The following is a 24,292-nucleotide window of genomic DNA, read 5'->3' as shown; positions in this document are numbered from 1 at the left end:
GACCCAAGTTGGCAAGAAGATTCGGCCCGGTCTCTACTGGTCGCATTACGCAAATCGGTAAGCTGCACCACATGCGTGCGCCGCCCGGATACCTTCTCGCAGCGCGCTACCGGCTGTCAGAACCGGTGGGGCGCGGTGGCATGGGCACCGTCTGGCGAGCACACGACGAGTTGCTCAACCGAGAGGTGGCCGTCAAGGAGGTCCGCCTCCCCCTGGTCCTCGACGAGGAGCTGCGTGCCGAGCTGTGCGCCAGGACCGAGCGCGAGGGGCGCGCGACCGCGATGGTCGCCCACCCCTCCGTCATCACCGTCTTCGACGTCGTCACCGAGGACGAGCGCCCCTGGATCGTGATGGAGCTGCTCCGCGCCCGATCGCTGGAGCAGCTCCTCCAGGACCACGGGCCGCTGCCGCCGCGCCAGGTGGCCGAGATCGGCCGGCAGGTCCTGGGGGCGTTGCGCGCCGTGCACGCCAAGGGGATCCTCCACCGCGACGTGAAGCCGAGCAACGTCCTGGTGACCGACGACCGGGCCGTGCTCACCGACTTCGGCCTGGCCGCGCTCGAAGGCGACGTGTCGATCACCCAGGCGGGCATCGTGCTGGGTTCCGCCGGATACATCGCCCCCGAGCGCGTGCTGGGGGCCAAGGCCAGCCCGTCCGGCGACCTGTGGTCGCTCGGCGCGACCCTCTACACCGCCGTCGAGGGCAGGGGTCTGCACGGGCGCCGTACGGCGGCGGCCGCGCTCGCCGCGCTGACCAGTGGCGAGCCGATCCCCATGGAGCGGGCCGGACCGCTCACGCCGGTGCTGCGCGGCCTCCTCACGATCGACCCGAACTCCCGGCTCGAGGCTGGACGGGCCTCGATGATGCTCGCCAGGGTGGCGGCCGGCGGGATGGCCGAGGAGTCCTTCCCCAGGCCCCCCGGGCGGCCCGACGGCAGGCCGTCCGCGGGCGGGTCCGACGGGGCGTCGGCTCCGCCGTTCAGCCGCCGCTCGCAGCATCGCGGGCTGCACCGGGTCGGCTCCGCGCCGCCCCCGGCACCGCGGCCCTCCTCGCCCGGATCGCCCCCGCCGCCGTCGGGGCCCGCGTCGGGGCCGACGCCCCAGCTTCGCGCGCACCGGCGTCCCGGCGAGGGCGTCCACCGGAAGCCGACGGAGATTTCGCCAACCTATCGCCCAATTGTCCGTTTTATGACACCCTTCATAAGGTTGGTCCTCCCGCGTCTTCTCTGGCCGAGGGAACTCCGTAAGCGCGGGTAAAGCGCTTCTCAAGGTGGAATGGCTATCTTCTTCTCATGCCGGAACAGCAGACGCGTGTGCTCGCGGACCGTTACGAGCTGATCGCGCCGCTCGGCCGGGGCACGATGGGCACCGTTTGGAAAGCCCACGACCGTTCCCTCGGCCGTGAGGTCGCCATCAAGGAGATCCGCCAGGAGCCCGGCCTCAGCGAGGCGCAGCGCACCGAACTTCGGGAACGGATGATCCGCGAGGGTCGTACGGCCGCCCGCATCAGCCACCCCTCGGTGGCCACCGTCCACGACGCCATCGTCGAGGACGGCAGCCCCTGGATCATCATGGAGCTCGTGCAGGCGCGTTCCCTGGAGCAGGTGATCGAGGAGGAAGGTCCCCTCCCACCCCGCCTCGTCGCCGAGATCGGGGCCGACCTGCTGGGGGCGCTCCGCGCGGCCCATGCCCAGGGGGTCCTGCACCGCGACGTGAAGCCCGGCAACGTGCTGATCACCGAGAGCGGCCGGGTGGTCCTCACCGACTTCGGCATCGCCAAGGCGGAGGGCGACACGAGCCTCACCAAGACCGGCATGGTGATCGGCTCCCCCGGATACACCGCGCCCGAGCGGGCACGCGGCGAGCACACAGGGCCCGAGTCGGACCTGTGGTCCCTCGGCGCCACGCTGTACTTCGCGGTCGAGGGCCGCCCGGCCTACGAGCGGTCCTCGGTGGCGGAGACCCTGGCCGCGCTGATGAGCGAGCAGGTCGACCCGCCGACCCAGGCGGGACCGCTGCGCCCGGTGCTCGAACAGCTGCTGGAGAAGGACCACACGGCGCGGCTGACGGCCGCCCAGGCGGGCGCGCTGCTCCGGGCGGTGGCCGACACCCCCTCGCACCTCGCGGAGTCCATCCCCCCGCCCCCGGCGCCCGCCGCGGCCCCTTCCGCCCCCGCCTTCGCACCGTCTCCCCCGGCCTCCGAGACCCCCCTCGTGGAGGACACCGGCCACATCGGAGACGCAGGAGACGCAGAAGACACCGCAGACGCCGGGCAGGAGCCGGATGGCCCCGACGCCCCCGAGGACGGCGCCGGCGGTTTCGACGCCGACCGCACCATGGTGGTCATCCGCCCCAAGGACGGCCTGCGCATCCCCGGCGGGACGGCGCCCACCGAACCCTCCGGACCCACCGCCTCCCCGGCATCGGCCTCCGGCCGTCCGACGACCTCGCCCTACCCGGACCGGCCGCCGCTCGCGGAGCCGGGCAGGCCGGTCGCGGGACGAAAGGGTCCCGCCGGTCTCGGCACCCCCGTCGCGCGAGGACCCGCGACCCCCGGTGGCGCCTTCGGGAGGCCCGGGGCGTTCGGGCCGGGTGCCTTCGACGAGCCGGCCGAGGAAACGGCGGCCTTCGGAGGACCGGGAAGCGAGTCCGCGGCCACCCCGCCCCACGGGTTCCCGGTGAGCGGCAGGCCCGATCTCTCCGCCACCCCGCCGCACGGCTTCCCCCCGGTCGATCCGGAGGTCGCGGCCTCCGGCGAGGGACGCCCGGGGTCCCCTGACTCCGAAGCGCCCCCTCCGCCGCTGAGGCTCTTCCCCGGCAACCGGCCGCCCGGCGCCGGCGGCCCGCCCGACCAGGGTGGACCGGGGTCCGCGCAGCCCTGGCGTCCGCCGGGCCCCGAGGCGTCCGACGGCGCCTACCGCTCCCCTGGCCTGGGCACCGACCTGTTCGCGATCGCGAACCAGAACGCCCGGCCCGACCCCGGCCGCCCCGGGCCGAGGAAGCCGCCGTCGCAGAAGACCCGGATCGGCGTCCTCGTCCTCATGGGCGTGGCGGCGATCGCCCTCGTGGTGATCATGATCCTGACGGTGGCCGCCTTCTTCTGAGCACCGTCACGAGCACTTCCGAGCACCGTGACGAGCACGGCCCGCGAGGAGAACCCCGTACCCACCCCCTCCCCACCCGGTTTGATTCCCCCTCCAGGACGCAGACTGGGTTCATGAGCGAGTATCGGATCGAGCATGACTCGATGGGTGAGGTACGGGTTCCCGCGGGTGCGAAGTGGCGGGCGCAGACCCAGCGGGCGGTGGAGAACTTCCCCGTCTCCGGGCGCGGGCTGGAGGTCCCGCACATCGCGGCGCTCGGCCTGATCAAGGCACTCGCCGCCGAGGTCAACGCGGAGCTGGGGGTGCTCGACAAGGAACTGGCTCAGGCGATCGCCGAGGCCGCCACCGACGTCGCGGAGAACGAGTGGGACGGCGAGTTCCCCGTCGACGTCTTCCAGACCGGCTCCGGCACCTCCTCCAACATGAACGCCAACGAGGTGATCGCCACCCTCGCCGAGGAGCGGCTCGGCCGTCCCGTCCACCCCAACGACCACGTGAACGCCTCGCAGTCGTCCAACGACGTGTTCCCCACGTCCATCCACGTCGCCGCCACGACCGAGGTCTCGTACCACCTGATCCCCTCGCTGCGGCACCTGGCCACCGCGCTGCGGGACAAGTCGCTGGAGTTCGACGGCGTGGTCAAGGCCGGCCGCACGCACCTGATGGACGCCACCCCGGTCACGCTGGGACAGGAGTTCGGCGGGTACGCCACGCAGATCGAGAACGCCATCGCGCGGGTGCGGGGCGCGCTCCCGCGCCTCACCCAGCTGCCCCTGGGCGGCACGGCGGTCGGCACCGGCGTCAACACCCCTCCCGGCTTCGCGGCCAAGGTCATCGAGAGGCTGCGCGAGGCCACCGGACTGCCGTTCTCCGAGGCTCCCGACCACTTCGAGGCCCAGGGTGCCCGGGACGCCGTCGTCGAGCTCTCCGGCCAGCTCCGCACGGTCGCGATCTCACTCAACAAGATCGCCAACGATCTGCGCTGGATGGGGTCCGGCCCCCGCGCGGGACTCGGCGAGATCAACCTGCCCGACCTGCAACCCGGTTCCTCGATCATGCCGGGCAAGGTCAACCCGGTCGTCCCCGAGGCGGTGACCATGGTCGCCGCCCAGGTCATCGGGAACGACGCGGCCATCGCCTTCTCCGGCGCCTCGGGCACGTTCGAGCTCAACGTGATGCTCCCGGTCATCGCGCGCAACGTCCTGGAGTCCGTACGGCTGCTCGCCAACGCCTCCCGCCTGCTGGCCGACCGGTGCGTGCACGGCATCACCGCCAACGTCGACCGCATGCGCGAGTACGCGGAGTCGTCGCCGTCGATCGTCACCCCGCTCAACCCGTACGTCGGGTACGAGGAGGCGGCGAAGATAGCGAAGCAGGCCCTGGCGGAGCGCAAGACCATCCGCGAGGTCGTCATCGAGCGCGGACACGTCTCCAACGGCACCCTCACCGAGGAACGGCTCGACGAGCTGCTCGACGTGCTCTCCATGACCCGGCCGCCCTCGTAGACCGCGCCCTCGCCCGTCGCGGACCGGTGACCTGGCCGACGCCGTGGACCGGCGGTCCCGGCGGCCGGTCGTGGACCGGCGCCCCGGCCGGCACCGTAGATCGGTTGCCTGGGAGACTCGGGACATGACCCAGATCAAGTTCTACGGCCGCAGGGACGTGTGGGCCGACCGACGCCGGGAGATCTCCGACACCGTCCACGGCTGCCTGGTGGACGTCTGGCAACTCCCCGAGGACAAGCGGTTCCACCGGTTCCTGCTGCTGGACGCCGAGGACATGATCTGCCCGCAGCGGAGCGAGCGGTACCTCATCGTGGAGATCGCCTGTTTCAGCGGCCGGTCGGACGAGGCCAAGCGCTCGCTGATCCGCACCCTGTTCACCAGGGCCGGGGAGGCGCTCGACCTCCCCGCCGAGGACCTGGAAATCGTGATCATGGAGTCTCCCAAGGTCAACTGGGGCATCCGCGGCCTCCCCGGCGACGAGCTCACGCTCATGTACCCGGTCACCATCTGAGAGCCGCGCGACCCCCGTCGCGACGGGTACGGATCCGCGCAGGGAAGCCATGCTCTGTCGGCACCTGCGGCTCAAGGACGCTCTGGGGTCTGAGCGGGCGAGATAACGGATTTGCGACATCGTGGTGCGATATCACCCTTTGGCGACAAGGTTGGGGGGTGCTGACTTCTTTGCCCCCCGCGGACGCCGTGAAGCTGCTGCTGACCACGATCGGCACCGCGACCGGCGCCGACCGCGCCCAGGCCACGGAACTGGCCGCGGAACTGGAATGGTCGCACCCGGCGCTCCGGCAGGCCGGTGCCTACATCGCCCACACGCCCGGGGTGGACCTGCCCCGCTACCTGCGCCTGCTGCGTACCGTCCCCGAGGACGCCCCGGACCCCGGATCGCGCCGGCGCTCCGACGCCGATCGGGCGGTGGCCCGCGCGTGGGCGCTGACGCGCGCGCGGATCGAGCACACCGATCCTCTGGCGATCCGCGTGCTGCGGGTGCTGGCCTGCTACGCACCCGCAGACCTGCCGCGCACGGTGCTGAACGGACTGGAGGGCGCCGGGGAGGCCGCCCTCACCGGCGCGCTGGAGGTGTTGTTCTCCTACGGCGTGGCCGACCTGTCTCCGGACGGTCTGGGGGTGAACGTGCAACCTCAGGTCCAGGCCGCCGTCGTGGACGAGCTGACCGAGGACGAACACGCCGCCGACAGGGCCCTCGCGGCCACCCTGCTGCGGGCCGCGCTGCCCCCGGAACCCGAGCATCCCTCCTCCTGGCCCACCTACGCCCGGCTGCTGGCCCACGCCCTCGCCGTCCTGGCACCCGAGTCCCCCGCCATGGGCTCCGTCATCGATTACCTACACGCCACCGGTGCCCACCGCACCGCCCACCCCCTGCAACACCGGCGCCACGCCGTCATGCACGACACCCTGGGCCCCGAACACCCGGACACGTTGACTGCTCGCGTCAATCTCGCCTCATTGATCGGGGAGATGGGGGACGTGATCGAGGCCCGTGACCTGTTCATCGTGCTGGTACCGCTGACCGAACGGATACTGGGCCCCGAACACCTCACCGCACTCGACGCCCGCGCCAACCTCGCCTCCTGGATGGGAGAGGCGGGAGACGCGGCCGGCGCCTGGGAGCGATTCACCGTTCTGGCACCGCTGGCCGAACGGGCGCTGGGTCCCGAACACCTCACCACGTTGAGCATCCAGACGAGTCTCGCCCGGTGGACGGGGGAGGCAGGGGACGCGTCCGGTGCCCGAGACAGGTGCGCGACACTGGCACCGCTGATCGAACAAGTGCTGGGCTCCGGACACCCGTACACGTTGGGCATCCAGATGGGTCTCGCCCGCTGGACAGGAGAGACGGGAGACGCGCTCGGCGCCCGGGACCGGTTCACACTGCTGGCAGCGGCGGCCAAGGATGCCCTGGGCCCGGAAAGCCCCATGACGTTGGGCATCCAGATGGGTCTCGCCCGCTGGACAGGAGAGACGGGAGACGCGGCCGGCGCCCGGGACCACCTCACGCCTCTGATACCCCTGGCCGAACGGATACTGGGCCCCGAACACCCCTTCACGCTGCGCATTCGCAATGATCTCGCCATCTGTACGGGAGAGACGGGAGACGCGGCCGGGGCCCGCTACCAGTTCACGATGCTGGTACCGCTGCTCAAGCGGGTACTGGGCCCAGAACACCCGGACACGTTGAAGGCCCGCGCCTGGCTCGCTGTGTGGATGAGCGAGACGGATGACGCGGCCGGCGGGATGGATCAGCTGGCGGTGCTGGTACCGATGATCGAACGGACACTGGGCCCAGAACACCCGATCACGCTGATCGTCCGTATCCACCTCGCCGACTTGACGGGGGAGACAGGGAACGCGGTCGACGCCAGAGACCAGTTCGCGGTGCTGGTACCGGTGATCGAACGGGTATTGGGCCCGGAACACCCGGTCACGTTGACCACCCGCACCAACCTCACGTACTGGAAAAAGCACGCGAGACGGTCGCTTTTTACCCGATGGCTTCCGGGACATTGACCCGCTTCCCACCTTCCACCGACGCGGCCCCCGGAGGCACGCCGCAGGATGAAGCCGTGGCGGGACGGATACCCGCCACATAAACGTACGGTGGAGTGTGGGGGTGGGCGACATGGGCCGGGATTCGGGTCATTGCCTAGATTCGGCAGCATGATTGACCTAGCGGGTCGGCAAGCCGTGGTGACCGGGGCGGGCAGCGGGATCGGGCGCGCCTGCGCGCACCGGCTGGCCGCGGCCGGCGCGCACGTGCTGGCGGTCGACATCGACGCCGAGGCGGCGGCGAAGGTCGCCGCGGAGATCTCGGGAACACCCGTCGTCGCGGACCTGTCGGAACCGGACTTCGTCCGGGCGATCCCGCCCGGCACGGACATCGTGGTGAACAACGCCGGGTTCCAGCACGTCGCCCCGATCGAGGAGTTCCCCCCGGAGGTGTTCTCCAAGATCCTCAAAGTGATGGTCGAGGCACCCTTCCTGCTGGTCAGGGAGGTCCTGCCGGGCATGTACGAGCGCGGCTGGGGCCGGATCGTCAACATCTCCTCGGTCCACGGGCTCCGCGCCTCGCCCTACAAGTCGGCGTACGTCACCGCCAAGCACGCCCTCGAAGGGCTGTCCAAGACGATCGCCCTGGAGGGCGCCCCCCACGGCGTCACCTCCAACTGCGTGAGCCCCGCCTACGTCCGCACGCCCCTGGTGGAGAACCAGATCGGCGCCCAGGCCGGCACCCACGGCATCGGCAGGGACGAGGTGGTCGAGCAGATCATGCTCGCCCCCGCCGCCGTCAAGCGGCTGATCGAACCGGAGGAGGTCGCCGAGCTCGTCGCCTACCTCTGCGGCCCGCACGGCTCCTTCATGACCGGCACCTCCCTCCCCATAGACGGCGGCTGGACCGCCCGCTGAGCCCGGTGAACCCGCGGGACCGGCGCCGGAGATCGAGCCGACGGGGGAAGGAGCCGGACCTGAGCGGCGTCGCGAGCATCGGAGAATGGTCGGTATGAGCGCACGGGTCTTTCTCGAACTGCTGGCCAGGGAGGCTTCGGCGGTCGAGTTCGAGGGACCCGTTCTCTCGGCGAGGACCGGCGGGGCCGGCGCGGAGGCGCTGGCGGAGCTGGAGGAGGCCAAGCTCGCCGCGCTGAAGGTGCGGGCGCTGCTGCGGCGCAGGGCGAAGCGGGAGGCGGAGCTGTCGGCGCTGTTCGACACGGCGGGCGACCTGGCCGGGCTGCGGGATCTGGACGCCGTCCTGGAGGCCATCGTGCACCGGGCCAGGCAGCTGCTCGGCACCGACGCCGCCTACATGACCCTGCACGACCCGGAGCGGGGCGACACCTGGATGCGGGTGACCGACGGCTCGGTGTCGGCGAAGTTCCGGGCGCTGCGGCTGGCCATGGGCGCGGGGCTCGGCGGGCTGGTGGCCCAGACCGCCACCCCGTACTCGACCGCCGACTACTTCGCCGACGAGCGCTTCCGGCACAAGACCGACATCGACGACGCGGTGCTCGAAGAGGGGCTGGTCGCCATCCTCGGCGTACCGCTCAAGCTGGGCGCGCGGGTGATCGGGGTGCTGTTCGCGGCCAACCGGAGCGTGCGCCCCTTCACCCAGGACGAGGTCGTGCTGCTGGGCTCGCTGGCCGCGCACGCGGCGGTGGCGATCGACAACGCCCGGCTGCTGCAGGAGACCAGGAACGCGCTGGAGGAGCTCAGCGAGGCCAACCGGCAGGTGAACGCGCACAGCCAGGCCGTGGAGCGCGCCGCGCTCGCGCACGACCGGATGACCGGCCTGGTGCTGCGCGGCGGCGGGGTCGAGGACGTGGCGGCGGTGGTGACGGAGGTGCTCGGCGGCTCGCTGACGGTGCTCGACGACGCCGGGCACCCGATCGCCGGGGACGCGGGCGTGCTGGAGGAGGGCGCGCTGGGCGAGGCGGCGTTCGACCACCCGGCGTCCGGCCCGGAGACGAGCTCGGGAACGGGCTCAGGAACGGGATCGGGGACGAACTCGGGGACGGGCCGGAGACCGGGCTCGAAGCCGACCGCCAGGCGAGGGACGCGGAAGGCCGCCGACGTGATCGCGGACGCCGCGCGGTCGTCGAGGGCGCTGGGGCGCACCGTGCGGCAGGGAGACCTGCTGGTCGCGTCGGTGGACGTGGGCGCGGAGCCGCTGTGCACGCTGGTGCTGCGCAACGGCGGCCAGGTGTCGGACGCCGACCAGCGCATCCTGGAGCGGGCCGCGCTGGTGACCGCGTTGCTGCTTTTGTTCAGGCGTACGGTGGCCGAGGCGGAGGGCCGGGTCAGGGGTGAGCTGCTCGACGACCTGATCTCGCGGCCCGCCCTCGACGGCCTGGCCGACCGCGCCCGGCGGGTGGGGGTGAACCTGGACCACGACCACGTGGTGGTCGTGGTCCGCCACGGCGGCGGGCGGGAGCGGGCCGCGTTCTGGGCGTCCTCCCAGGCGACGTTGCACCACGGCCTCGCGGCGCAGCGCGGCGACGAGGTGGTCCTGCTGCTTCCCGGGGACCGGCCGGGGCCCCTGGCCAAGCGGGTGGCGGCCGAGCTGAGCGCCTCGCTCGGCCACCCGGCCACGGCGGGCGCCGGAGGGCCCGTACGCGGCACCGCGGAGGTGGCCGCCGCGCACCGGGAGGCGCAGCGCTGCGCCGACGCCCTGGTGGCCCTGGGCAGGGCCGGGGAGGGCGCCGGCGCCAGGGAGCTGGGCTTCGTCGGGCTACTGGTCGGCGAGGGGCGCGACATCGGGGCGTTCCTCGCCTCGGCGCTCGGCCCGGTGATCGACTACGACGCCCGCAGGGGCACCGCGCTGATCCAGACGCTCACCGCGTACTTCGGCACGGGCGGCTCGCTGTCGCGGACGAGCGAGACCCTGCACATCCACGTCAACACGGTCACCCAGCGTCTGGACCGGATCGGCCAGCTGCTCGGCGACGACTGGCAGGCCCCCGAGCGGGCCCTGGAGATCCAGCTCGCCCTGCGCCTGCACCGGCTCAGCGGCTGATCCGGCCGCCGGCGGGCCTCGCGGCGGGGCGGTCTCACACATCCACATAGGGCGCCCGTCGGCTATGGCGGTCGTACCCATAGGAGTGACGCCGGTCACTACGTACGGTAGCCGGAATCCCCCCCAACAGCGATTCCCCTTGGTGAGTGAGATGGCAGAGAAAACCCGTACCCCCATCGGAAAGATCGTGGGTGCCAGCCTCGTCGGCACCACGATCGAGTGGTATGACTTCTTCCTGTACGGCTCCGCCGCCGCGCTGGTCTTCCCGCAGCTGTTCTTCCCCCAGTCGGAGCCGCTGACGGGCACCCTGCTGGCGTTCCTGACCTACGCGGTGGGCTTCGTGGCCCGCCCGCTGGGCGCGCTGGTCTTCGGGCACTTCGGCGACCGGCTCGGCCGCAAGAAGCTGCTGGTGGTCAGCCTGCTGCTGATGGGCGGGGCGACCTTCCTGATCGGCTGCCTGCCGACCCACGCGGCGATCGGCATGGCGGCGCCGCTGCTGCTGACCCTGCTCCGGCTCGTCCAGGGCTTCGCCCTCGGCGGCGAGTGGGGCGGCGCGGTGCTGATCGTCTCCGAGCACGGCGACGCCGCGCGCCGCGGCTTCTGGGCCTCCTGGCCGCAGGCGGGCGCCCCCGGCGGCAACCTGCTGGCCACCGCCGTGCTGGCGGTGCTGGCCGCGGTCCAGACGGACGAGGCGTTCGTGAGCTGGGGCTGGCGGATCCCATTCCTGCTCTCCGGCGTGCTGGTGCTGGTCGGCATGTGGATCCGGCTCTCCATCAGCGAGTCGCCGGTCTTCCAGCAGGCGGTCGCCAACGCCGAGCCCGCGCCGTCCCTGCCGATCGTGGAGGTCTTCAGGCACCACTGGCGCGACGTCCTCATCGCGATCGGCGCCCGCTTCGCGGAGAACGTCTCCTACTACGTGATCACCGCGTTCGTGCTGGTCTACGCGACGGCGCAGGCGGGGCTGGCGAAGCCGGTCGTGCTCAACGCGGTGCTGATCGGGTCGGCCATCCACTTCGTCTCGATCCCGATGTGGGGGGCGCTGTCCGACAGGCTGGGCCGCCGGCCCGTCTACCTGCTCGGCGCCGCCGGGGTGGGGCTGTGGTCCTTCGCGTTCTTCCCGCTGATCGACACGAAGAACTTCGCCGCCGTCACTCTGGCGGTGACCGTCGGGCTGATCCTGCACGGCGCGATGTACGGCCCGCAGGCCGCGTTCTTCTCCGAGCTGTTCGCCACGAGGATGCGCTACTCGGGCGTCTCGATCGGCTCGCAGCTCGCCTCGATCGTCGCGGGCGCCCTCGCCCCGCTGATCGCGGTCGCCCTGCTGGACGCCTACAAGTCGTCGCTCCCCATCATGCTGTACGTGGCCGGGGCCGCCGTGCTCACCCTGATCACCGTGTACGTCTCGCGTGAGACCCGTGGCCGCGACCTCGTCACCATCGGCACCCGCGACGAGGCCAAGACCACTCGCTGACCGGTACGGAGAGACATCTGATGCGCATCGAGAACCGGCCGGTGCCCACCGGCCGGATCACCCAGAACGTCCTGTCGGTCGCCGGGAACGACCGGAACGCCGGGAACGCCGGGAACGCCGGGAACGCCGAAAACACTGTGGAAAGCGGCGAGACCGTGCTGTTCGTGCACGGGAACGTGTCGAGCGCCGCCTTCTGGCGGGGCACGATGCTCGCCCTCGCGGAGGCGGGCCACCGGCCGCTCGCCGTGGACCTGCGGGGCTTCGGCGACACCGAGCCCGCCCCGGTCGACGCGACCCGCGGCCTGCGGGACTACTCCGACGACGTGCTCGCCCTCCTCGACGCCCTCGGGCTGGACGGCGTGCACCTGGTCGGCTGGAGCATGGGCGGCGGGGTCGTGCTGCAGGCGCTGCGCGACCGTCCGTCCGCCGTGCGAAGCGTGACCCTGGTCAACCCGATCTCCCCGTACGGCTTCGGCGGCACGCACGGTGCCGACGGCGTGCTGAACCACCCCGACGGCACGGGCGGCGGGGCGGGGGCGGCCAACCCCGACTTCGTGAAGCTGCTCGCGGAAGGGGACACCTCGGACGGCTCCCCGGTCTCGCCGAGGAACGTGATGCGGACCACGTACGTGAAGCCCGGCACGGTGATCGAGGACGAGGACGCCCTGGTCGCGTCGATGCTGTCCACGAGGGTCGGCGAGGACCACTACCCGGGTGACGCGGCGGCGTCGGAGGAGTGGCCGGGAGTCCGTCCCGGTACGCGGGGCGTGCTCAACTCGTTCGCCCCGACGCACTTCCGGATCGACGACCTGCACACGATCGACCCGAAGCCGCCGATCCTGTGGATCAGGGGCGAGGCCGACGTGATCGTCTCCGACACCTCGCTGTTCGACCTGGCCCACCTGGGCGCCCTGGGGGCCGTCCCCGGCTCGCCGGGCACCCCCGCGCAGCCGATGGTCACCCAGACCCGAGCCGTCCTGGAGCGGTACGGCCCGTACACCGAGATCGTCCTGGACTGCGGCCACAGCCCGCACATCGAGCGGCCCGCCGAGTTCCGCGCCGCCCTCTCCGACCACCTGAAGCGGAGCTGACCAATGCGCAGCATCAATGGCATCAATGGCGACGCTTCGCGTCGCGGTGTCAGGACGACAGCGGGATTCGCCGCCGCCGGGCTCGCCGCCCTGGTGGCCCTGGCCGGGGCGCCGGCGGCGAGCGCGGGGATCTCACCGGCGCACTGCGCCCGGCTGGACCGGGTGGCGGTGCCGGGTGCCGAGCACCAGGTGAAGGCCTGCCTGGACGACCTCACGACGGCCGGCACGACCGTCTCCGGGCACACCGACCCGGCCGACTGGGCGGGCCTGCACCCCGCGGGGGCGGTCAACCCCAAGGGAGTGCCCGGCATCCAGGTCGACGGCTACTTCCCCGACACCTCGACCTCCAACACGACGCACGGCTGGAACCACGACTCGCAGTTCGTGCTGCGGCTGCCCGACAACTGGAACGGCGGGCTGGTGGTCACCGGCACCCCGGGCAACCGGGAGCAGTACGCCAACGACTTCACCGTCTCCGACTGGGCGCTGGCCAAGGGCTACGCCTACGCGGTGACGGACAAGGGCAACGTCGGCGCCACCTTCTACAAGGACGGCCGCAAGCCCGGTGACGCGATCGCCGAGTGGAACGACCGGGTCACGCAGGTCGCGATCGCGGCCAAGGCCGTCGTCGCTCAGCGCTACGGCAGGCTTCCCCAGCGGACCTACGCCGCGGGCATCTCCAACGGCGGATACCTGGTCCGCTGGCAGCTGGAGAACCGGGCCTGGCTGTACGACGGCGGGATCGACTGGGAGGGCACGCTCTGGCGGGTCAAGGGCGACAACCTGCTCAACTATCTGCCCCCGGCGCTGCGGGCCTACCCGGCGGGCGACACCCAGGCGATGTACGACGCGGGTTTCGCCCGCGGCTCGGAGTTCCTGTGGCCCTTCCACCACCAGTACTACTGGGACCTGACCCAGCGCGTCTACCGCGAGGAGCTCGACCCCTCCTTCGACGGCGACACCGATGCCGGCACCCCCTTCTGCGCCTCGGGCACCCCGGCCTGCGACGCCGACTACGACTACGACGCGCGCAAGCCGTACGCGGCGGTGAGGAAGATCGGGCTCACCGGCCGGATCGGCAAGCCGCTGATCACGATCCACGGCACGCTGGACACGCTGCTGCCGATCTCCCGCTCCGGCGACGTCTACGCGGACATGGTCGGCGAGCACCGGCCGTTCCGCTACTACCGGATCACCGACGGCACTCACGTGGACAGCCTCTACGCCTCCTACCCCGACAGGCTCCGCCCGCTGCTGCCGTGCTTCCGCAGCGCGTTCGAGACCCTGGAGGACTGGGTGGAGCGCAGGCAGAGCCCGCCGCCGAGCGCGACCCTGCCGAGGCCCTCGACCGGCGACCTGCCCAACGAGTGCCGCCTGAGCGCGTGACACCACCGCACGGCGCCACACCACCCGTGTGACACGCCACCCGTATGACACGCCGCCGCCCGGCGCCACACCGCCCCCGACGGGCTGTGCGGCGCCGGGCGACTGTCAGTTGAGCATGTAGCGCCGCTGGACGGTCCTGGTCACCCGGACCGCGTTCCTGACCAGCGGTATCCGCAGCGCGACCCGCTTCAGCAGCGGGTACCAGGGCTCGGAGAGCCTGGCGGCGGCGGACCTGTGGATCTCCACCCGGCCGCCGCGGTTCATCTCCACCTTGAAGCGGAGCCCGGTCTCCTTGCCGTCCACCCGCAGGAACGGCGCCCAGACGCCCGGCGCGAGAAACCCCTCCCGGTACGCCAGCCGGGTCGGGATCTTGGCGATCAGCCTCCCTGCCAGTTCCCCGGGGACGCCGGGCTCGACCAGCGCGGGGGCGGTGACCTCGCGTTCCCTGCCCGCGGTCTGGCGGAACACCAGCTCCGCGGGCGGCCCCCCGCTCGGCGGCACGTACGGCACGGGTACGACGACGAAGACGTGCTTGCGCTGCCTGATGACCGTCGTGCCCGGGGAGACGAGGACGATCGACTCGGGGAACGAGCGCGGCTCCACGCAGATCCCCAGCTCCCCCCGGTCGGACCACCAGGGGACGATCAGCCGCCTGGAGCAGTCGGCGACCATCCCGGTGCAGTTCAGCGGCGACCCGGTCACCCGGGTGCGCGCCTGCTGCGCCCCTCCGTACATGCGCACGTGCATCTCCCAGAGCCCCGGGGGCAGCGGGCCGCCCATGGCCGCCGAGTCGACGTCCAGCCGGGCCTCGCCGGTGACCTGGAGCCTGACCCCGTTGCGGTGACGGCTGCGGATCATCGAGCACTCCGAGGGCAGGAAGTGGACGACCCCGGTGTCCTCGTGCCTGATGTAGACCTCGAACCGCGCCCTGGCGGCGGCCTGGCTGACGTCGGCCATCTCGGGCGGCAGGCGGAGCCCGTCGAGGGGGACAGGGGGCTGCCAGAGCAGGCCGTCGTCCCCGTACGGGACGAAGCGCATCGGGGTGCCGTCGGCCTGCATGATCTCCACGGTGAGCCCCAGGGCGAGCGCGCCGTCGTCCCAGGTGAGGGCGTCGAGGTCGGCCTGGAGGCGGACGCCGCGCATGGCCCCGGCCAGGACGACGAGCTGGTCGAGCCTGCCCGCGCGGAGCAGCGCGGCGCGGGCCCGCAACGGGACGGGCAGCAGGAGGTCGAGGCGCGGGGGGAAGCGCTGGACGACCAGCTCGCGCAGGGTGGTGAAGGTGGCCGCCCGGCCCGTGGAGGAGGTGACGAACCTGCCCCCGCCGAGCCGTCGCAGCACCGCGGTGCGGAACCACTGGGCGTACATCCGGTCGCGCCGGCGTCCCTCGGGCACCTCGTCGTCGATGATGTCGAGCAGCTCGCGCAGCTCCGCGGCCCAGACGTAGGGGTCTTCCGGCGGGTCGGGCCGCTCGGTGACGTGGCAGCAGACCTGGCCGGCCATGACGACGACTCTCCTGGCCCGCAGGTAGGCGCGGAGCGCGAAGGCCTGCTCGGCCAGGCACCCGCCGGGGTCGGAGAAGTTCAGCGCCTCGGCGTCGAGGAAGGCCCTGCGGAAGAGCTTGTGCGGGGTGAGCAGCGTGAGCAGCCGGTCCCCGACGATGTCGGCGTTCTCGCGGTCGGTGTCGAAGACCGTGGAGGGCGGCCTCTCGTCGCTGATCAGCCGCCCGAGGAGGATGTCGGCCCCGGTCTCCACGGCGCGCGAGTACATGCGCTCCAGAGCGTCCCGCTCCAGGCGGTCGGTCTGGTTCAGCATGTAGACGTACTCGCCCCTGGCGACCATGAGGGCGACGTTGCGGCCGCGCATCGGCGAGCCGGTCCGCTCGAGGTGGAGCACCCTGACGTTCGACCGCGCCGCCGCCAGGGTGTCGAGGCGCTGCCGGGCCCCGTCGTCGGAGCCGTCGTCGGCGAAGATGACCTCGTAGTTCCCGGAGGCCATCGACTGCTCCAGCACCGACCGGATACAGGCGTCGGCGCCATCACCGGGGTTGTGCACCGGCACCACCACGCTGACCTTCACGTCCATGCGGCCAAGGGTGCGGCGCGCGGCGCCGGGAGAGGGTCAGACTTGCCGACTCCTGGTCTCTCAGTACCAGCCTTTGGCCTGGGAATGGGCCCACGCGCCGCAGGGCGAGCCGTAGCGGCCCTTGATGTAGCTGAGCCCCCACTCGATCTGGGTGGCCGCGTTGGTCTGCCAGTCGCTTCCGGCGCTGGCCATCTTGTGGCCGGGGAGGGACTGCGGGATGCCGTAGGCGCCACTGGAGGTGTTCATGGCGCGCTCGTTCCAGCCGCTCTCCTTCATCCAGAGCTTCTCCAGGCAGCCCCACTCGCCGGCCCAGCCCCTGGCCTCCAGCATCTGCTTGCCCAGCGCCCTGTTGCCGGTCGGGTTGGAGGTGCCGGGGGGGAGCTGCTGCGGGTTGAACCCGCCGCCGCCCGGAGCCTCGTCAACGATCTTGACCTGGTTGAGGGCCTTGCGGTTCTCGCGCTCGGCGGCGATCTTGTCGGCCTTGAGCGCCTGGGCGGCCTGGGCCTTCAGCATGTCGGACTCCAGGTCGGAGCCGAACGGGTCGGAGCCGAGCATCTGCGCCATCTCGTCCAGGCTGAGCGGCTTCGTCGGCGGCGCCGAGGCGTTCTGTACGGCGGTGTAGGCGGTGAAGGCGCCTCCACCCACCAGGACCACGAGCGCGGCGCCCAGGATCAGCACGCGCTTGGAGGTCATACCGCGCTTCGAACTGGGACCGTCGAGGCCCTTCCCCTTGGCCGCCCTGCGGTTCGCGCGGCGGGGGCGGGGCGCCGAGCGCTCCTTCAGTTGCTGTGATCCTGGACTCACGACCTATGAGCTTGCCGTGGGGAGGGGGGTGGTCCGCAACCGGAACGGCGGAGTTGGTCGGCGTCGGTCGGCGTCCGGCCAGGTTCGCCGGGGTTTCTCACGTCCTAACCACCAGGCCACGAGCCCTTTCCCGGCAAGGAAAGCTTGGGAGTGATTTTGCTCACATTTTGCCGTACGGGGCCCCTTGACCCCCTTTGACGATCAGTGAATTGCCCGAATCGTGGTCTGACCACCACGTTCAGGTACTGTTTGCCTTATGTCTGGGTTTTGTGACCCGGCAGATCCATCCGAGCCTTGGGAGAATGATTACCCGGTGGCAGGCATCCTCCTCGTCGAAGACGACCCCTCGGTCCGTACCGGGCTGGAGCTCGCGCTCACCCGGCAGGGCCATTCCGTCACCGCGTACGCCAGCGGTGAGGAGGCCCTTGAGCACATCAGGACCCGTCGCCCCGAGATCGCCATCCTGGACGTCATGCTGCCCGGCATCGACGGCGTCGAGGTGTGCCGCCGCATCCGCAGGCTCGACCAGCTGCCGGTGATCCTCCTCACCGCCAGGGGCGACGACCTCGACGTGGTCGTGGGACTGGAGGCGGGGGCCGACGACTACGTGGTCAAGCCGGTCGAACCCCGGGTGCTGGACGCCCGCATCCGCGCCGTCCTGCGCCGGATGGAGTCGGTCGCCTCCGACCGCATCACCTTCGGCGACCTGGTCATCGACCGGGGCGCGCTCAAGGTGGCGCTGGGGGGCCGCGAGGTCCACCTCACCCCCACGGAACTGCGCCTGCTGCTCGAACTCGTCCGCCACCCCGGTCAGGTGCTCAACCGCAGGTATCTGCTGCGGGCCGTCTGGGACCACACCCACGTCGCCGACTCCCGGCTGGTCGACGCCTGCGTCCAGCGGGTCCGCGCCAAGATCGAGGCGGTTCCCGCCGAGCCCGAGTTCATCCACACGGTACGGGGATTCGGCTACCGGTTCAGCCCGCCGTGAAGCGGACGTTCCCCCCCTCGAAGCGGACGTTCCCTCCCTCGAAGCGGACGTTCCCTCCCTCGGCGCGGCGGATGTACACCGGCCTGCGCGGGCGCCTGGTGATCACCTTCACCCTGATCGCCGTCACCGCCTCCGCGGTCGTCGCGGGAATCGGCTACGAGTTCGTCAAGAACAGCATGATCAGGCGGGCCGAGCACGTGGCGGTGAAGGAGGTCCGCGACATCCTGGAGGGCAGCAGGCTGCCCGTCGGCGCGCTCTGGCCGGGAGACAGCCCGCCGACCGACGAGGAGATCAGCGCGCTGCAGAAGAGCCTGCGCCCCCAGGGCGGCAGGGTGGTGGTCCGCTACGAGAACTACCCCTACCCCGACGGCGACTTCGGCCCCAAGGACGTCCCCGCCGACCTCGCCGCCAGGGCCACCCAGCGGATGGTCGCCAAGCGCATGACCATCGGCGGCGACATGTGGCTGCTCATCGGCACCCCCGTCTGGCGGATCGAGCCCATACACACCGCCCAGCCCACCGGCATGACCGTCTTCGTGTTCGCCCCCCTGATCGAGGAGGAGCGGCTCCTGAACGGCCTGCGGCAGCCGCTCGCCGTCGCCGGCGTCGCCATGCTGATCATCGCGCTGTCCCTGGGACTGGTGTCGGCCCGCCAGCTCCTGCTGCCGGTCAGGCGGCTCGGCTCGGCGGCCCGCGCGCTCGGCGCCGGCCACCTCGACACCCGCCTGCCCGTACACGGCCAGGACGAGCTCGCCGAGCTCACCGCCACGTTCAACGACACCGCCGCCGCCCTGGAGCGGAGCGTCACCGAGCTGCGCGCGCTGGAGGCGATGTCCCGCCGCTTCGTCGCCGACGTCTCCCACGAGCTCAGGACCCCGCTGACCGCGATGACCGCGGTGACCGACATGCTCTCCGAGGAGGCCGACCGGCTGCCGCCCGAGCCCGCGGCGGCCGTGCGGCTGGTGCTGCGCGAGATCGCGCGGCTGCGCACCCTGATCGAGCAGCTCATCGAGGCGAGCCGGTTCGACTCGGGGACGGCCACGCTGAACATGGACACCGTGAACATCGTCGACGTGGTCTGCGACTGCCTGGAGACGCGCGGCTGGTCGGACCGGGTACGGGTGAACGTCCCCGAGGGACTGACCTTCTCCGTCGACCCCAGGCGCTTCGACGTCATCGTGGCCAACCTGGTGGGCAACGCCCTGCGCCACGGTGAGCTCCCGGTGATGGTGACCGCCCGCAGCACCCCGAACGGCCTGGAGGTGAAGGTGCGCGACCACGGCAAGGGCATCCCCGCGAAGGACCTGCCCTTCGTGTTCAACCGTTTCTACAAGGCCGGCGCCCGGGGTGACGGCAGCGGGCTCGGCCTGTCCATCGCGCGGGCCAACGCCCAGCTGCACGGGGGCACGATCTCGGTCCGCGCGCAGCGGCCGGGCACCCTCTTCACTGTCTGGCTCCCCCCGGCATGAGACGGCCCACCCGCCCGTACGGCCCGGGCATGAGCGAGTCCACCGGCCCGGCCGCCCCCGGCAGGAGAAGGCCCGCCCGCCCGGCCGTCCCCGGTACGAGACGGCCCACCGGCGCGAGGTGGTTCGCCTGCCTGCTCGCCGCCGCCCTGGTGCTCTGCGGCTGCGGCATCTCCCCGACCGACGTCCAGGACTACGGCCACCCGCCGGTGATCAGCTACAGCCCCACGTGGGTGACGGTCTATCTGCTCCGCGACGGCCGGTTGGAGCCCGTCAAGGTCCCGGTGGTCTCCGACTCGGCCAAGAACATCATCGACACCCTGTTCCGGGCCGGCAAGCAGCCGCCGGAGGCGGGGCTGACCAGCGCGCTCAACGACTTCAGCCACTACGACACCAAGACGACCCGCTACTCGGACAACACCGACCAGCGCAACGAGCCGGACGACAACCTGGGCTACCGGCTGAACGTGATCATCACGGGTGAGGGCAAGGTCTCCAAGGAGGCCCTCGCCCAGATCACCTGCACCATCCGGCAGAACAAGCAGGAGAGCATCTGGAGCGTCGAGGTCACCCGCCTCTTCCCCGGCACCCCGGAGACGATGGGCGACCGGGGCTGCTTCGAGTACCGCAATCTCGCGGCGCCCGGCGTGCGGCTGCCGCCCTGAGGATCCCGCCCCGCCCGGCCCCGTCACGACGAGAGACCCGCACCACGAGAGACCGTATTCACGAGAGACCCGGCGCCGTAACGCGCGGAGCGCGGTCGCGGGTGCTCGTACGGCACCCGCGACCGCGCTCCGGCAGTGGCGTCGGGACGCCCCGTCACATCGTGATGTCCTCCAGCATCTCGGTGACCAGCGCCGCGATCGGCGAGCGCTCCGAGCGGGTCAGGGTGACGTGCGCGAACAGCGGGTGCCCCTTGAGCTTCTCCACCACCGCCACGACGCCGTCGTGGCGGCCCACCCGCAGGTTGTCGCGCTGGGCGATGTCGTGGGTGAGGACGACCCGGGAGTTGGCGCCGATCCGGCTCAGCACGGTGAGCAGCACCCCGCGCTCCAGCGACTGCGCCTCGTCCACGATGACGAAGGCGTCGTGGAGCGACCGGCCGCGGATGTGGGTGAGCGGGAGCACCTCCAGCATGCCCCGGTCCATGACCTCCTCGATCACCTCGGGCGTGGTGACCGCGCCCAGGGTGTCGTAGACCGCCTGACCCCACGGGCCCATCTTCTCGTTCTCGGAACCGGGCAGGTAGCCCAGCTCCTGGCCGCCCACGGCGTACAGGGGACGGAAGACGATGACCTTGCGGTGCTGGCGGCGTTCCAGGACCGCCTCCAGGCCGGCGCAGAGGGCGAGCGCGGACTTTCCCGTGCCCGCCCGGCCGCCCAGCGAGACGATGCCCACCTCGGGATCCATCAGGAGGTCGAGCGCGATGCGCTGCTCGGCGGAACGGCCGTGCAGGCCGAACACCTCGCGGTCTCCGCGCACCAGCCGCACCGACTTGTCGGGCAGCACCCGGCCCAGCGCGGAACCCTTGCTGGACAGCAGGCGCAGACCCGTGTGGGTGGGCAGGTCACGGGCCTCGACCATGTCGGCCGTACCGTGCTCGAAGAGGGTCTCGACATCCTCCGAGGTCACCTGGAGCTCGTCCATGCCGGTCCAGCCGGACTCCACCACGAGTTCGGCGCGGTACTCGTCCGCGGCGAGCCCGATGGAGGCGGCCTTCACCCGCATCGGCAGGTCCTTGGAGACCAGCACCACGTCCGCGCCCTCCGCGGCGAGGGTCTTCGCCACGGTCAGGATACGGGTGTCGTTGTCGCCGAGCCGGAACCCGACGGGCAGGATGGACGGGTCACTGTGGTTGAGCTCGACCCGGATGGTGCCCTCGCCGATCGGCATGGGCTCGTCCAGTCGTCCGTGCGTCACCCGGAGTTCGTCGAGGGACCTTAGCGCCTTGCGCGCGAAGTATCCGAGCTCTGGATGATGGCGTTTGCCCTCCAACTCGGTGATGACGACGATCGGGATGACGACCTCATGCTCGGCGAAACGGCTCATCGCCGTTGGATCCGCCAGGAGCACCGAGGTGTCCAGGACGTACGTGCGCCGCTGCACTGCCGGCGACGTGGGTGAGGACGAAGGGTTTGCCACGCGTTCTCCCCCGGGCGCCATGGACGGCGCCCTGCCATGAGCTGGGATGCGGACCGGCCCCGGGCCCGCTCACGAGAACGTCGAGCAGGGACCGTTGACCGGCCCTCCTCAGCAGGTCGTGACGCAAAGGCGGGCCCTCTCCGGCGTAGGTGAGCTGTGCTCTCCTACTTCTTACGGTACGTCCTGAATGCCCGACTTCCAACTGCTTAAGACTGACCGAAAGGGGCCGTTCATGTGGAGTTTCAGGAACCGTACCTGCGGTGCCGCGCGGCGTAGGAGCGGAGAGCACGCAAGAAGTCGACCCTGCGGAAGTCAGGCCAGTAGGCCTCGCAGAAGTAGAATTCGGAGTGAGCGCTCTGCCAGAGCAGGAAGCCGGAGAGCCGCTGCTCTCCCGAGGTCCGGATGACCAGATCCGGGTCGGGCTGACCGCGCGTGTAGAGATGCTCCGCGATGTGCTCGACATCGAGGACCTCGACGAGGTCCTCGATACTCGCGCCCTTGCTCGCGTGCTCCTGGAGAAGGGAGCGCACCGCATCAGCGATCTCACGCCTTCCTCCATACCCAACAGCAACGTTCACAATCAAACCGGGACGATGTGATGTCGCTTCTTTTGCGTTCTTGAGGACACGGGCCGTGTGATCGGGCAGAAGGTCGAGCGCGCCCATGGGCTTGATGTGCCATCCGTCGGCCACGAGCTCCTGGACGACGTCCTCGATGATCTTCATCAGGAGGTCCAGCTCGTCCTTGGAACGGTTGATGTTGTCGCTCGACAGCAGCCACACGGTGACGACCTCGACCCCGGCCTCACGGCACCAGCCGAGCAGCTCCGAGATCTTGTCGGCGCCCTTGCGATGCCCGCGGCTCACATCGTCGATGCCCATCGAGCGCGCCCAGCGCCGGTTGCCGTCGACGATCACGCCGACGTGCCGGGGAGCCATCTCCCGCTGACGGGACAGCTTCGCCTCAAGCCTGCGTTCGTACACCCGGTAGACGAGATCGCGCACGCCCATGGAAGCCCCTCCCTCAGCACCCGCCACGAATGGGCACTGACAGGCAATTATCGCCGCCCCGCGGACCTCTCCGCCCCCTCTACAGGGTTCTGGCGGGCTCGCCCGGCTTGCGGGACCCCAGGCAGTCCTCGGCCTCCGCGACGAGCGCCTCCACGAAAACACCCAGCTCAGAGGATGTCAGAACGGCGCGCATCCCCATCCCGCCGCCGCCCCATGCCTCCAGGAAAGCCCTTCTGGTGAGCCGCCACTCCCCGCCTGGCCCTCGCAGCCCCGGGACCCAGACCGGGATGGTCCGCAGTTGGCAGCGGAGTTCGCCGCCGCCGACGACACCGTTCCTGGCCCGGTAACGAAAGGCGAACAGTTCCGTGTCGCCGGGAAAGCGGTCGTCGGGGTCGGGCCACCGGGCCTCGTGGCCCGCGCGCGCCTCGGCGACCCCCCGCGCCAGCCGGGTGAGGAACCAGCCGCACCGCTCGCCCACCGTCCCGTACAGCGCGCCGTCGCGGTGCAGCTGCAGGGTGATCTCGTACGGCGTGCCGACACTGTCACGGCACGCCACCGGCGTAACGGTCAGATAAGAACCATCAAGACAACGCAGTCCCCCCACCTCAGAGAGGGTATCCCTGGCCCAGTCCGCCAAAACACGATCAACGCCATCCATGTCCCCGCCAGCCGGGCGGCTGATGCCATTCGGTCCAGCCGTACCCGGACCGCCCGTCCTCGGCCTCGAACCGGCACAGGGCGCGCGGGAAGCGGGCGACCTCCCCGTCGGGGGACGTCATGGCGACCGGGGCGAAGGCGAGCGGGACGACCGTCATCGGCATGCCGGGCACCTCCAGCCGCGCCCCCGACGGGAAGCCGTCCGCGCCGAACTCGCTCGCCGCGGTGAAACCCTCCCGCTCCTCGGTCCCCCCGCCCGGCGGGACCGTGAAGCACGGCCAGGGCATCTCGAAGCCGACGTTGGCGCGCATGCCGTGGAAGAACGTGCCGTCGTCGAGCCGCCCCGAGCTCCACAGCCACGACATCTGCCACCAGTCGCGCTCCCCCCAGCTGTGGTCGCGCTCGCCGTACCCGGAGAAGGCGATCTCCTCGTCCCCGCCGACCCGAATCGTCCCCGCGACCGCGCAGGGGATCTCGTAGCGGGACATGAAGCGGTACGGGTACGGGTCGCCGCCGCTCCGCCACTCCAGGTCGAACGCGAGCGGGGTCGTCCCGGCGCCCCCGAGGTCCCCGTACGCCATGGCGGGGTCGTCCACGACGGCCGCCGCCCTTGCGTCGAGGGTCACCCGGAAGGACCGCATGGGGTCCGTCACGTCGTGGGCGGCCCGGAACCCCCCGCCACCCTCGCCGCGCACCGCGAGGACCCCGGGACGCGTCCCCGCCCCGTCCTGCGAGGGAGGACCGGGGACGGACAGCGGGACGTGGTGGTCGGCCAGCAGCACCGCCGGCCGGTCTCTGCCGACCAGGCACGCCCAGTACCAGGCGCGGTTCCAGTTGGGATACAGGCCGAGCCTGACGTAACCGGCGAGCGAGCCGTCCTCTGCCGCGAAGTCGAGATAGACGGACTCGCTCCACAGCGGCTCGGGGCCCGCCGGGTGCGGCCCCTCGTCCTCGGGCCGCAACGGCCAGGTCTCGTGATCGACGAACTTTCCCACGGTCACTCCGATGCAGGCGCCCGATCATGGGTCGGCACGTGCCGGCCGGCCTG

The 24,292-nt window shown here is 71.3% G+C and carries 19 protein-coding genes; 13 read left to right on the top strand and 6 right to left on the bottom strand.

All coding sequences use genetic code 11. The features are described from left to right. Positions 1-71: 71 nt before the first annotated feature. The 10 genes from ACTOQ1_RS17440 (at position 72) to ACTOQ1_RS17395 (ending at position 14,095) form a co-directional block, all read left to right on the top strand. The gene (locus ACTOQ1_RS17440; protein ID WP_440068321.1) at positions 72-1,256 is read left to right on the top strand and encodes a serine/threonine-protein kinase; all 1,185 of its coding nucleotides are present in this window, start codon (positions 72-74) and stop codon (positions 1,254-1,256) included. A gap of 35 nt (positions 1,257-1,291) precedes the next feature. Next, a complete protein-coding gene (locus tag ACTOQ1_RS17435; protein WP_440068319.1) occupies positions 1,292-3,103 on the top strand; it encodes a protein kinase domain-containing protein in 1,812 nt (603 codons plus the stop codon). A 113-nt stretch (positions 3,104-3,216) separates the two neighbouring features. Further along, positions 3,217-4,608 (top strand): class II fumarate hydratase, encoded by a 1,392-nt coding sequence (locus ACTOQ1_RS17430; protein WP_440068318.1) that lies wholly within the window; start codon positions 3,217-3,219, stop codon positions 4,606-4,608. A gap of 124 nt (positions 4,609-4,732) precedes the next feature. Beyond that, positions 4,733-5,119: a tautomerase family protein gene (locus ACTOQ1_RS17425; RefSeq protein WP_440068317.1), complete on the top strand. Its 387-nt coding sequence runs from the start codon at positions 4,733-4,735 to the stop codon at positions 5,117-5,119. A 158-nt stretch (positions 5,120-5,277) separates the two neighbouring features. Further along, positions 5,278-7,149, top strand: coding sequence for a tetratricopeptide repeat protein (locus ACTOQ1_RS17420; RefSeq protein ID WP_440068316.1), 1,872 nt, complete (start codon positions 5,278-5,280; stop codon positions 7,147-7,149). Positions 7,150-7,299: 150 nt separating this feature from the next. Further along, positions 7,300-8,046 (top strand): 3-hydroxybutyrate dehydrogenase, encoded by a 747-nt coding sequence (locus tag ACTOQ1_RS17415; RefSeq protein WP_440068315.1) that lies wholly within the window; start codon positions 7,300-7,302, stop codon positions 8,044-8,046. A gap of 94 nt (positions 8,047-8,140) precedes the next feature. Beyond that, a complete protein-coding gene (locus ACTOQ1_RS17410) occupies positions 8,141-10,147 on the top strand; it encodes a helix-turn-helix domain-containing protein (RefSeq protein ID WP_440068313.1) in 2,007 nt (668 codons plus the stop codon). Between the two features lie 151 nt (positions 10,148-10,298). Further along, a complete protein-coding gene (locus ACTOQ1_RS17405) occupies positions 10,299-11,618 on the top strand; it encodes an MFS transporter (protein ID WP_440068311.1) in 1,320 nt (439 codons plus the stop codon). 20 nt (positions 11,619-11,638) lie between these two features. Continuing rightward, positions 11,639-12,709 carry an alpha/beta fold hydrolase gene (locus ACTOQ1_RS17400; protein ID WP_440068309.1) on the top strand — a complete coding sequence of 357 codons (1,071 nt, stop codon included), beginning with the start codon at positions 11,639-11,641 and terminating at the stop codon, positions 12,707-12,709. A 3-nt stretch (positions 12,710-12,712) separates the two neighbouring features. Beyond that, complete coding sequence (locus ACTOQ1_RS17395) at positions 12,713-14,095, top strand: tannase/feruloyl esterase family alpha/beta hydrolase (RefSeq protein WP_440068307.1); 1,383 nt, start codon at positions 12,713-12,715, stop codon at positions 14,093-14,095. 105 nt (positions 14,096-14,200) lie between these two features. Here the strand turns inward: ACTOQ1_RS17395 and ACTOQ1_RS17390 are convergent, their stop codons facing one another. Further along, the gene (locus ACTOQ1_RS17390) at positions 14,201-16,177 is read right to left on the bottom strand and encodes a glycosyltransferase family 2 protein (protein WP_440068306.1); all 1,977 of its coding nucleotides are present in this window, start codon (positions 16,175-16,177) and stop codon (positions 14,201-14,203) included. Positions 16,178-16,237: 60 nt separating this feature from the next. Continuing rightward, positions 16,238-16,870: a lytic transglycosylase domain-containing protein gene (locus ACTOQ1_RS17385; RefSeq protein WP_440068304.1), complete on the bottom strand. Its 633-nt coding sequence runs from the start codon at positions 16,868-16,870 to the stop codon at positions 16,238-16,240. Between the two features lie 424 nt (positions 16,871-17,294). Here ACTOQ1_RS17385 and ACTOQ1_RS17380 point away from each other — a divergent pair, with 424 nt between their 5' ends. The 3 genes from ACTOQ1_RS17380 to ACTOQ1_RS17370 all read left to right on the top strand — a co-directional run bounded on the left by ACTOQ1_RS17380 (position 17,295) and on the right by ACTOQ1_RS17370 (position 20,100). Then, positions 17,295-17,969 carry a response regulator transcription factor gene (locus ACTOQ1_RS17380; RefSeq protein ID WP_350971867.1) on the top strand — a complete coding sequence of 225 codons (675 nt, stop codon included), beginning with the start codon at positions 17,295-17,297 and terminating at the stop codon, positions 17,967-17,969. Between the two features lie 71 nt (positions 17,970-18,040). Further along, positions 18,041-19,438 (top strand): ATP-binding protein, encoded by a 1,398-nt coding sequence (locus tag ACTOQ1_RS17375; protein ID WP_440068302.1) that lies wholly within the window; start codon positions 18,041-18,043, stop codon positions 19,436-19,438. 29 nt (positions 19,439-19,467) lie between these two features. After that, positions 19,468-20,100, top strand: a complete 633-nt coding sequence (locus ACTOQ1_RS17370; RefSeq protein ID WP_440068300.1) for a hypothetical protein — start codon at positions 19,468-19,470, stop codon at positions 20,098-20,100. A 154-nt stretch (positions 20,101-20,254) separates the two neighbouring features. On the opposite strand, the gene ACTOQ1_RS17365 is transcribed toward ACTOQ1_RS17370, so the two are convergent. The 4 genes from ACTOQ1_RS17365 to ACTOQ1_RS17350 all read right to left on the bottom strand — a co-directional run bounded on the left by ACTOQ1_RS17365 (position 20,255) and on the right by ACTOQ1_RS17350 (position 24,239). Further along, positions 20,255-21,598 (bottom strand): PhoH family protein, encoded by a 1,344-nt coding sequence (locus tag ACTOQ1_RS17365; RefSeq protein ID WP_440068298.1) that lies wholly within the window; start codon positions 21,596-21,598, stop codon positions 20,255-20,257. Between the two features lie 221 nt (positions 21,599-21,819). Beyond that, on the bottom strand, positions 21,820-22,587 hold the full coding sequence (locus ACTOQ1_RS17360; RefSeq protein ID WP_344750149.1) for an isoprenyl transferase: 768 nt from the start codon (positions 22,585-22,587) through the stop codon (positions 21,820-21,822). Between the two features lie 79 nt (positions 22,588-22,666). Beyond that, positions 22,667-23,143, bottom strand: a complete 477-nt coding sequence (locus ACTOQ1_RS17355; protein ID WP_440068296.1) for a hypothetical protein — start codon at positions 23,141-23,143, stop codon at positions 22,667-22,669. 88 nt (positions 23,144-23,231) lie between these two features. Then, positions 23,232-24,239 (bottom strand): DUF7064 domain-containing protein, encoded by a 1,008-nt coding sequence (locus ACTOQ1_RS17350; protein WP_440068294.1) that lies wholly within the window; start codon positions 24,237-24,239, stop codon positions 23,232-23,234. Positions 24,240-24,292: the final 53 nt, after the last annotated feature.

It is taken from the genome of Streptosporangium sp. OZ121 (assembly GCF_051918885.1).
Classification (GTDB): domain Bacteria; phylum Actinomycetota; class Actinomycetes; order Streptosporangiales; family Streptosporangiaceae; genus Streptosporangium.
Note: the sequence above shows the minus strand (reverse complement) of the source record. Positions and strands in the feature narration are given on the sequence as shown.

Bases quoted from the DNA above. Each gene is read 5' to 3' on its own strand.
- ACTOQ1_RS17435 (WP_440068319.1), top strand. From the start codon at position 1,292: ATGCCGGAACAGCAGACGCGTGTGCTCGCGGACCGTTACGAGCTGATC.
- ACTOQ1_RS17395 (WP_440068307.1), top strand. From the start codon at position 12,713: ATGCGCAGCATCAATGGCATCAATGGCGACGCTTCGCGTCGCGGTGTC.
- ACTOQ1_RS17370 (WP_440068300.1), top strand. From the start codon at position 19,468: ATGAGCGAGTCCACCGGCCCGGCCGCCCCCGGCAGGAGAAGGCCCGCC.
- ACTOQ1_RS17375 (WP_440068302.1), top strand. From the start codon at position 18,041: ATGTACACCGGCCTGCGCGGGCGCCTGGTGATCACCTTCACCCTGATC.
- ACTOQ1_RS17385 (WP_440068304.1), bottom strand. From the start codon at position 16,870: ATGACCTCCAAGCGCGTGCTGATCCTGGGCGCCGCGCTCGTGGTCCTG.
- ACTOQ1_RS17405 (WP_440068311.1), top strand. From the start codon at position 10,299: ATGGCAGAGAAAACCCGTACCCCCATCGGAAAGATCGTGGGTGCCAGC.
- ACTOQ1_RS17415 (WP_440068315.1), top strand. From the start codon at position 7,300: ATGATTGACCTAGCGGGTCGGCAAGCCGTGGTGACCGGGGCGGGCAGC.
- ACTOQ1_RS17425 (WP_440068317.1), top strand. From the start codon at position 4,733: ATGACCCAGATCAAGTTCTACGGCCGCAGGGACGTGTGGGCCGACCGA.
- ACTOQ1_RS17400 (WP_440068309.1), top strand. From the start codon at position 11,639: ATGCGCATCGAGAACCGGCCGGTGCCCACCGGCCGGATCACCCAGAAC.
- ACTOQ1_RS17430 (WP_440068318.1), top strand. From the start codon at position 3,217: ATGAGCGAGTATCGGATCGAGCATGACTCGATGGGTGAGGTACGGGTT.
- ACTOQ1_RS17390 (WP_440068306.1), bottom strand. From the start codon at position 16,177: ATGGACGTGAAGGTCAGCGTGGTGGTGCCGGTGCACAACCCCGGTGAT.
- ACTOQ1_RS17440 (WP_440068321.1), top strand. From the start codon at position 72: ATGCGTGCGCCGCCCGGATACCTTCTCGCAGCGCGCTACCGGCTGTCA.
- ACTOQ1_RS17365 (WP_440068298.1), bottom strand. From the start codon at position 21,598: ATGGCGCCCGGGGGAGAACGCGTGGCAAACCCTTCGTCCTCACCCACG.
- ACTOQ1_RS17360 (WP_344750149.1), bottom strand. From the start codon at position 22,587: ATGGGCGTGCGCGATCTCGTCTACCGGGTGTACGAACGCAGGCTTGAG.
- ACTOQ1_RS17410 (WP_440068313.1), top strand. From the start codon at position 8,141: ATGAGCGCACGGGTCTTTCTCGAACTGCTGGCCAGGGAGGCTTCGGCG.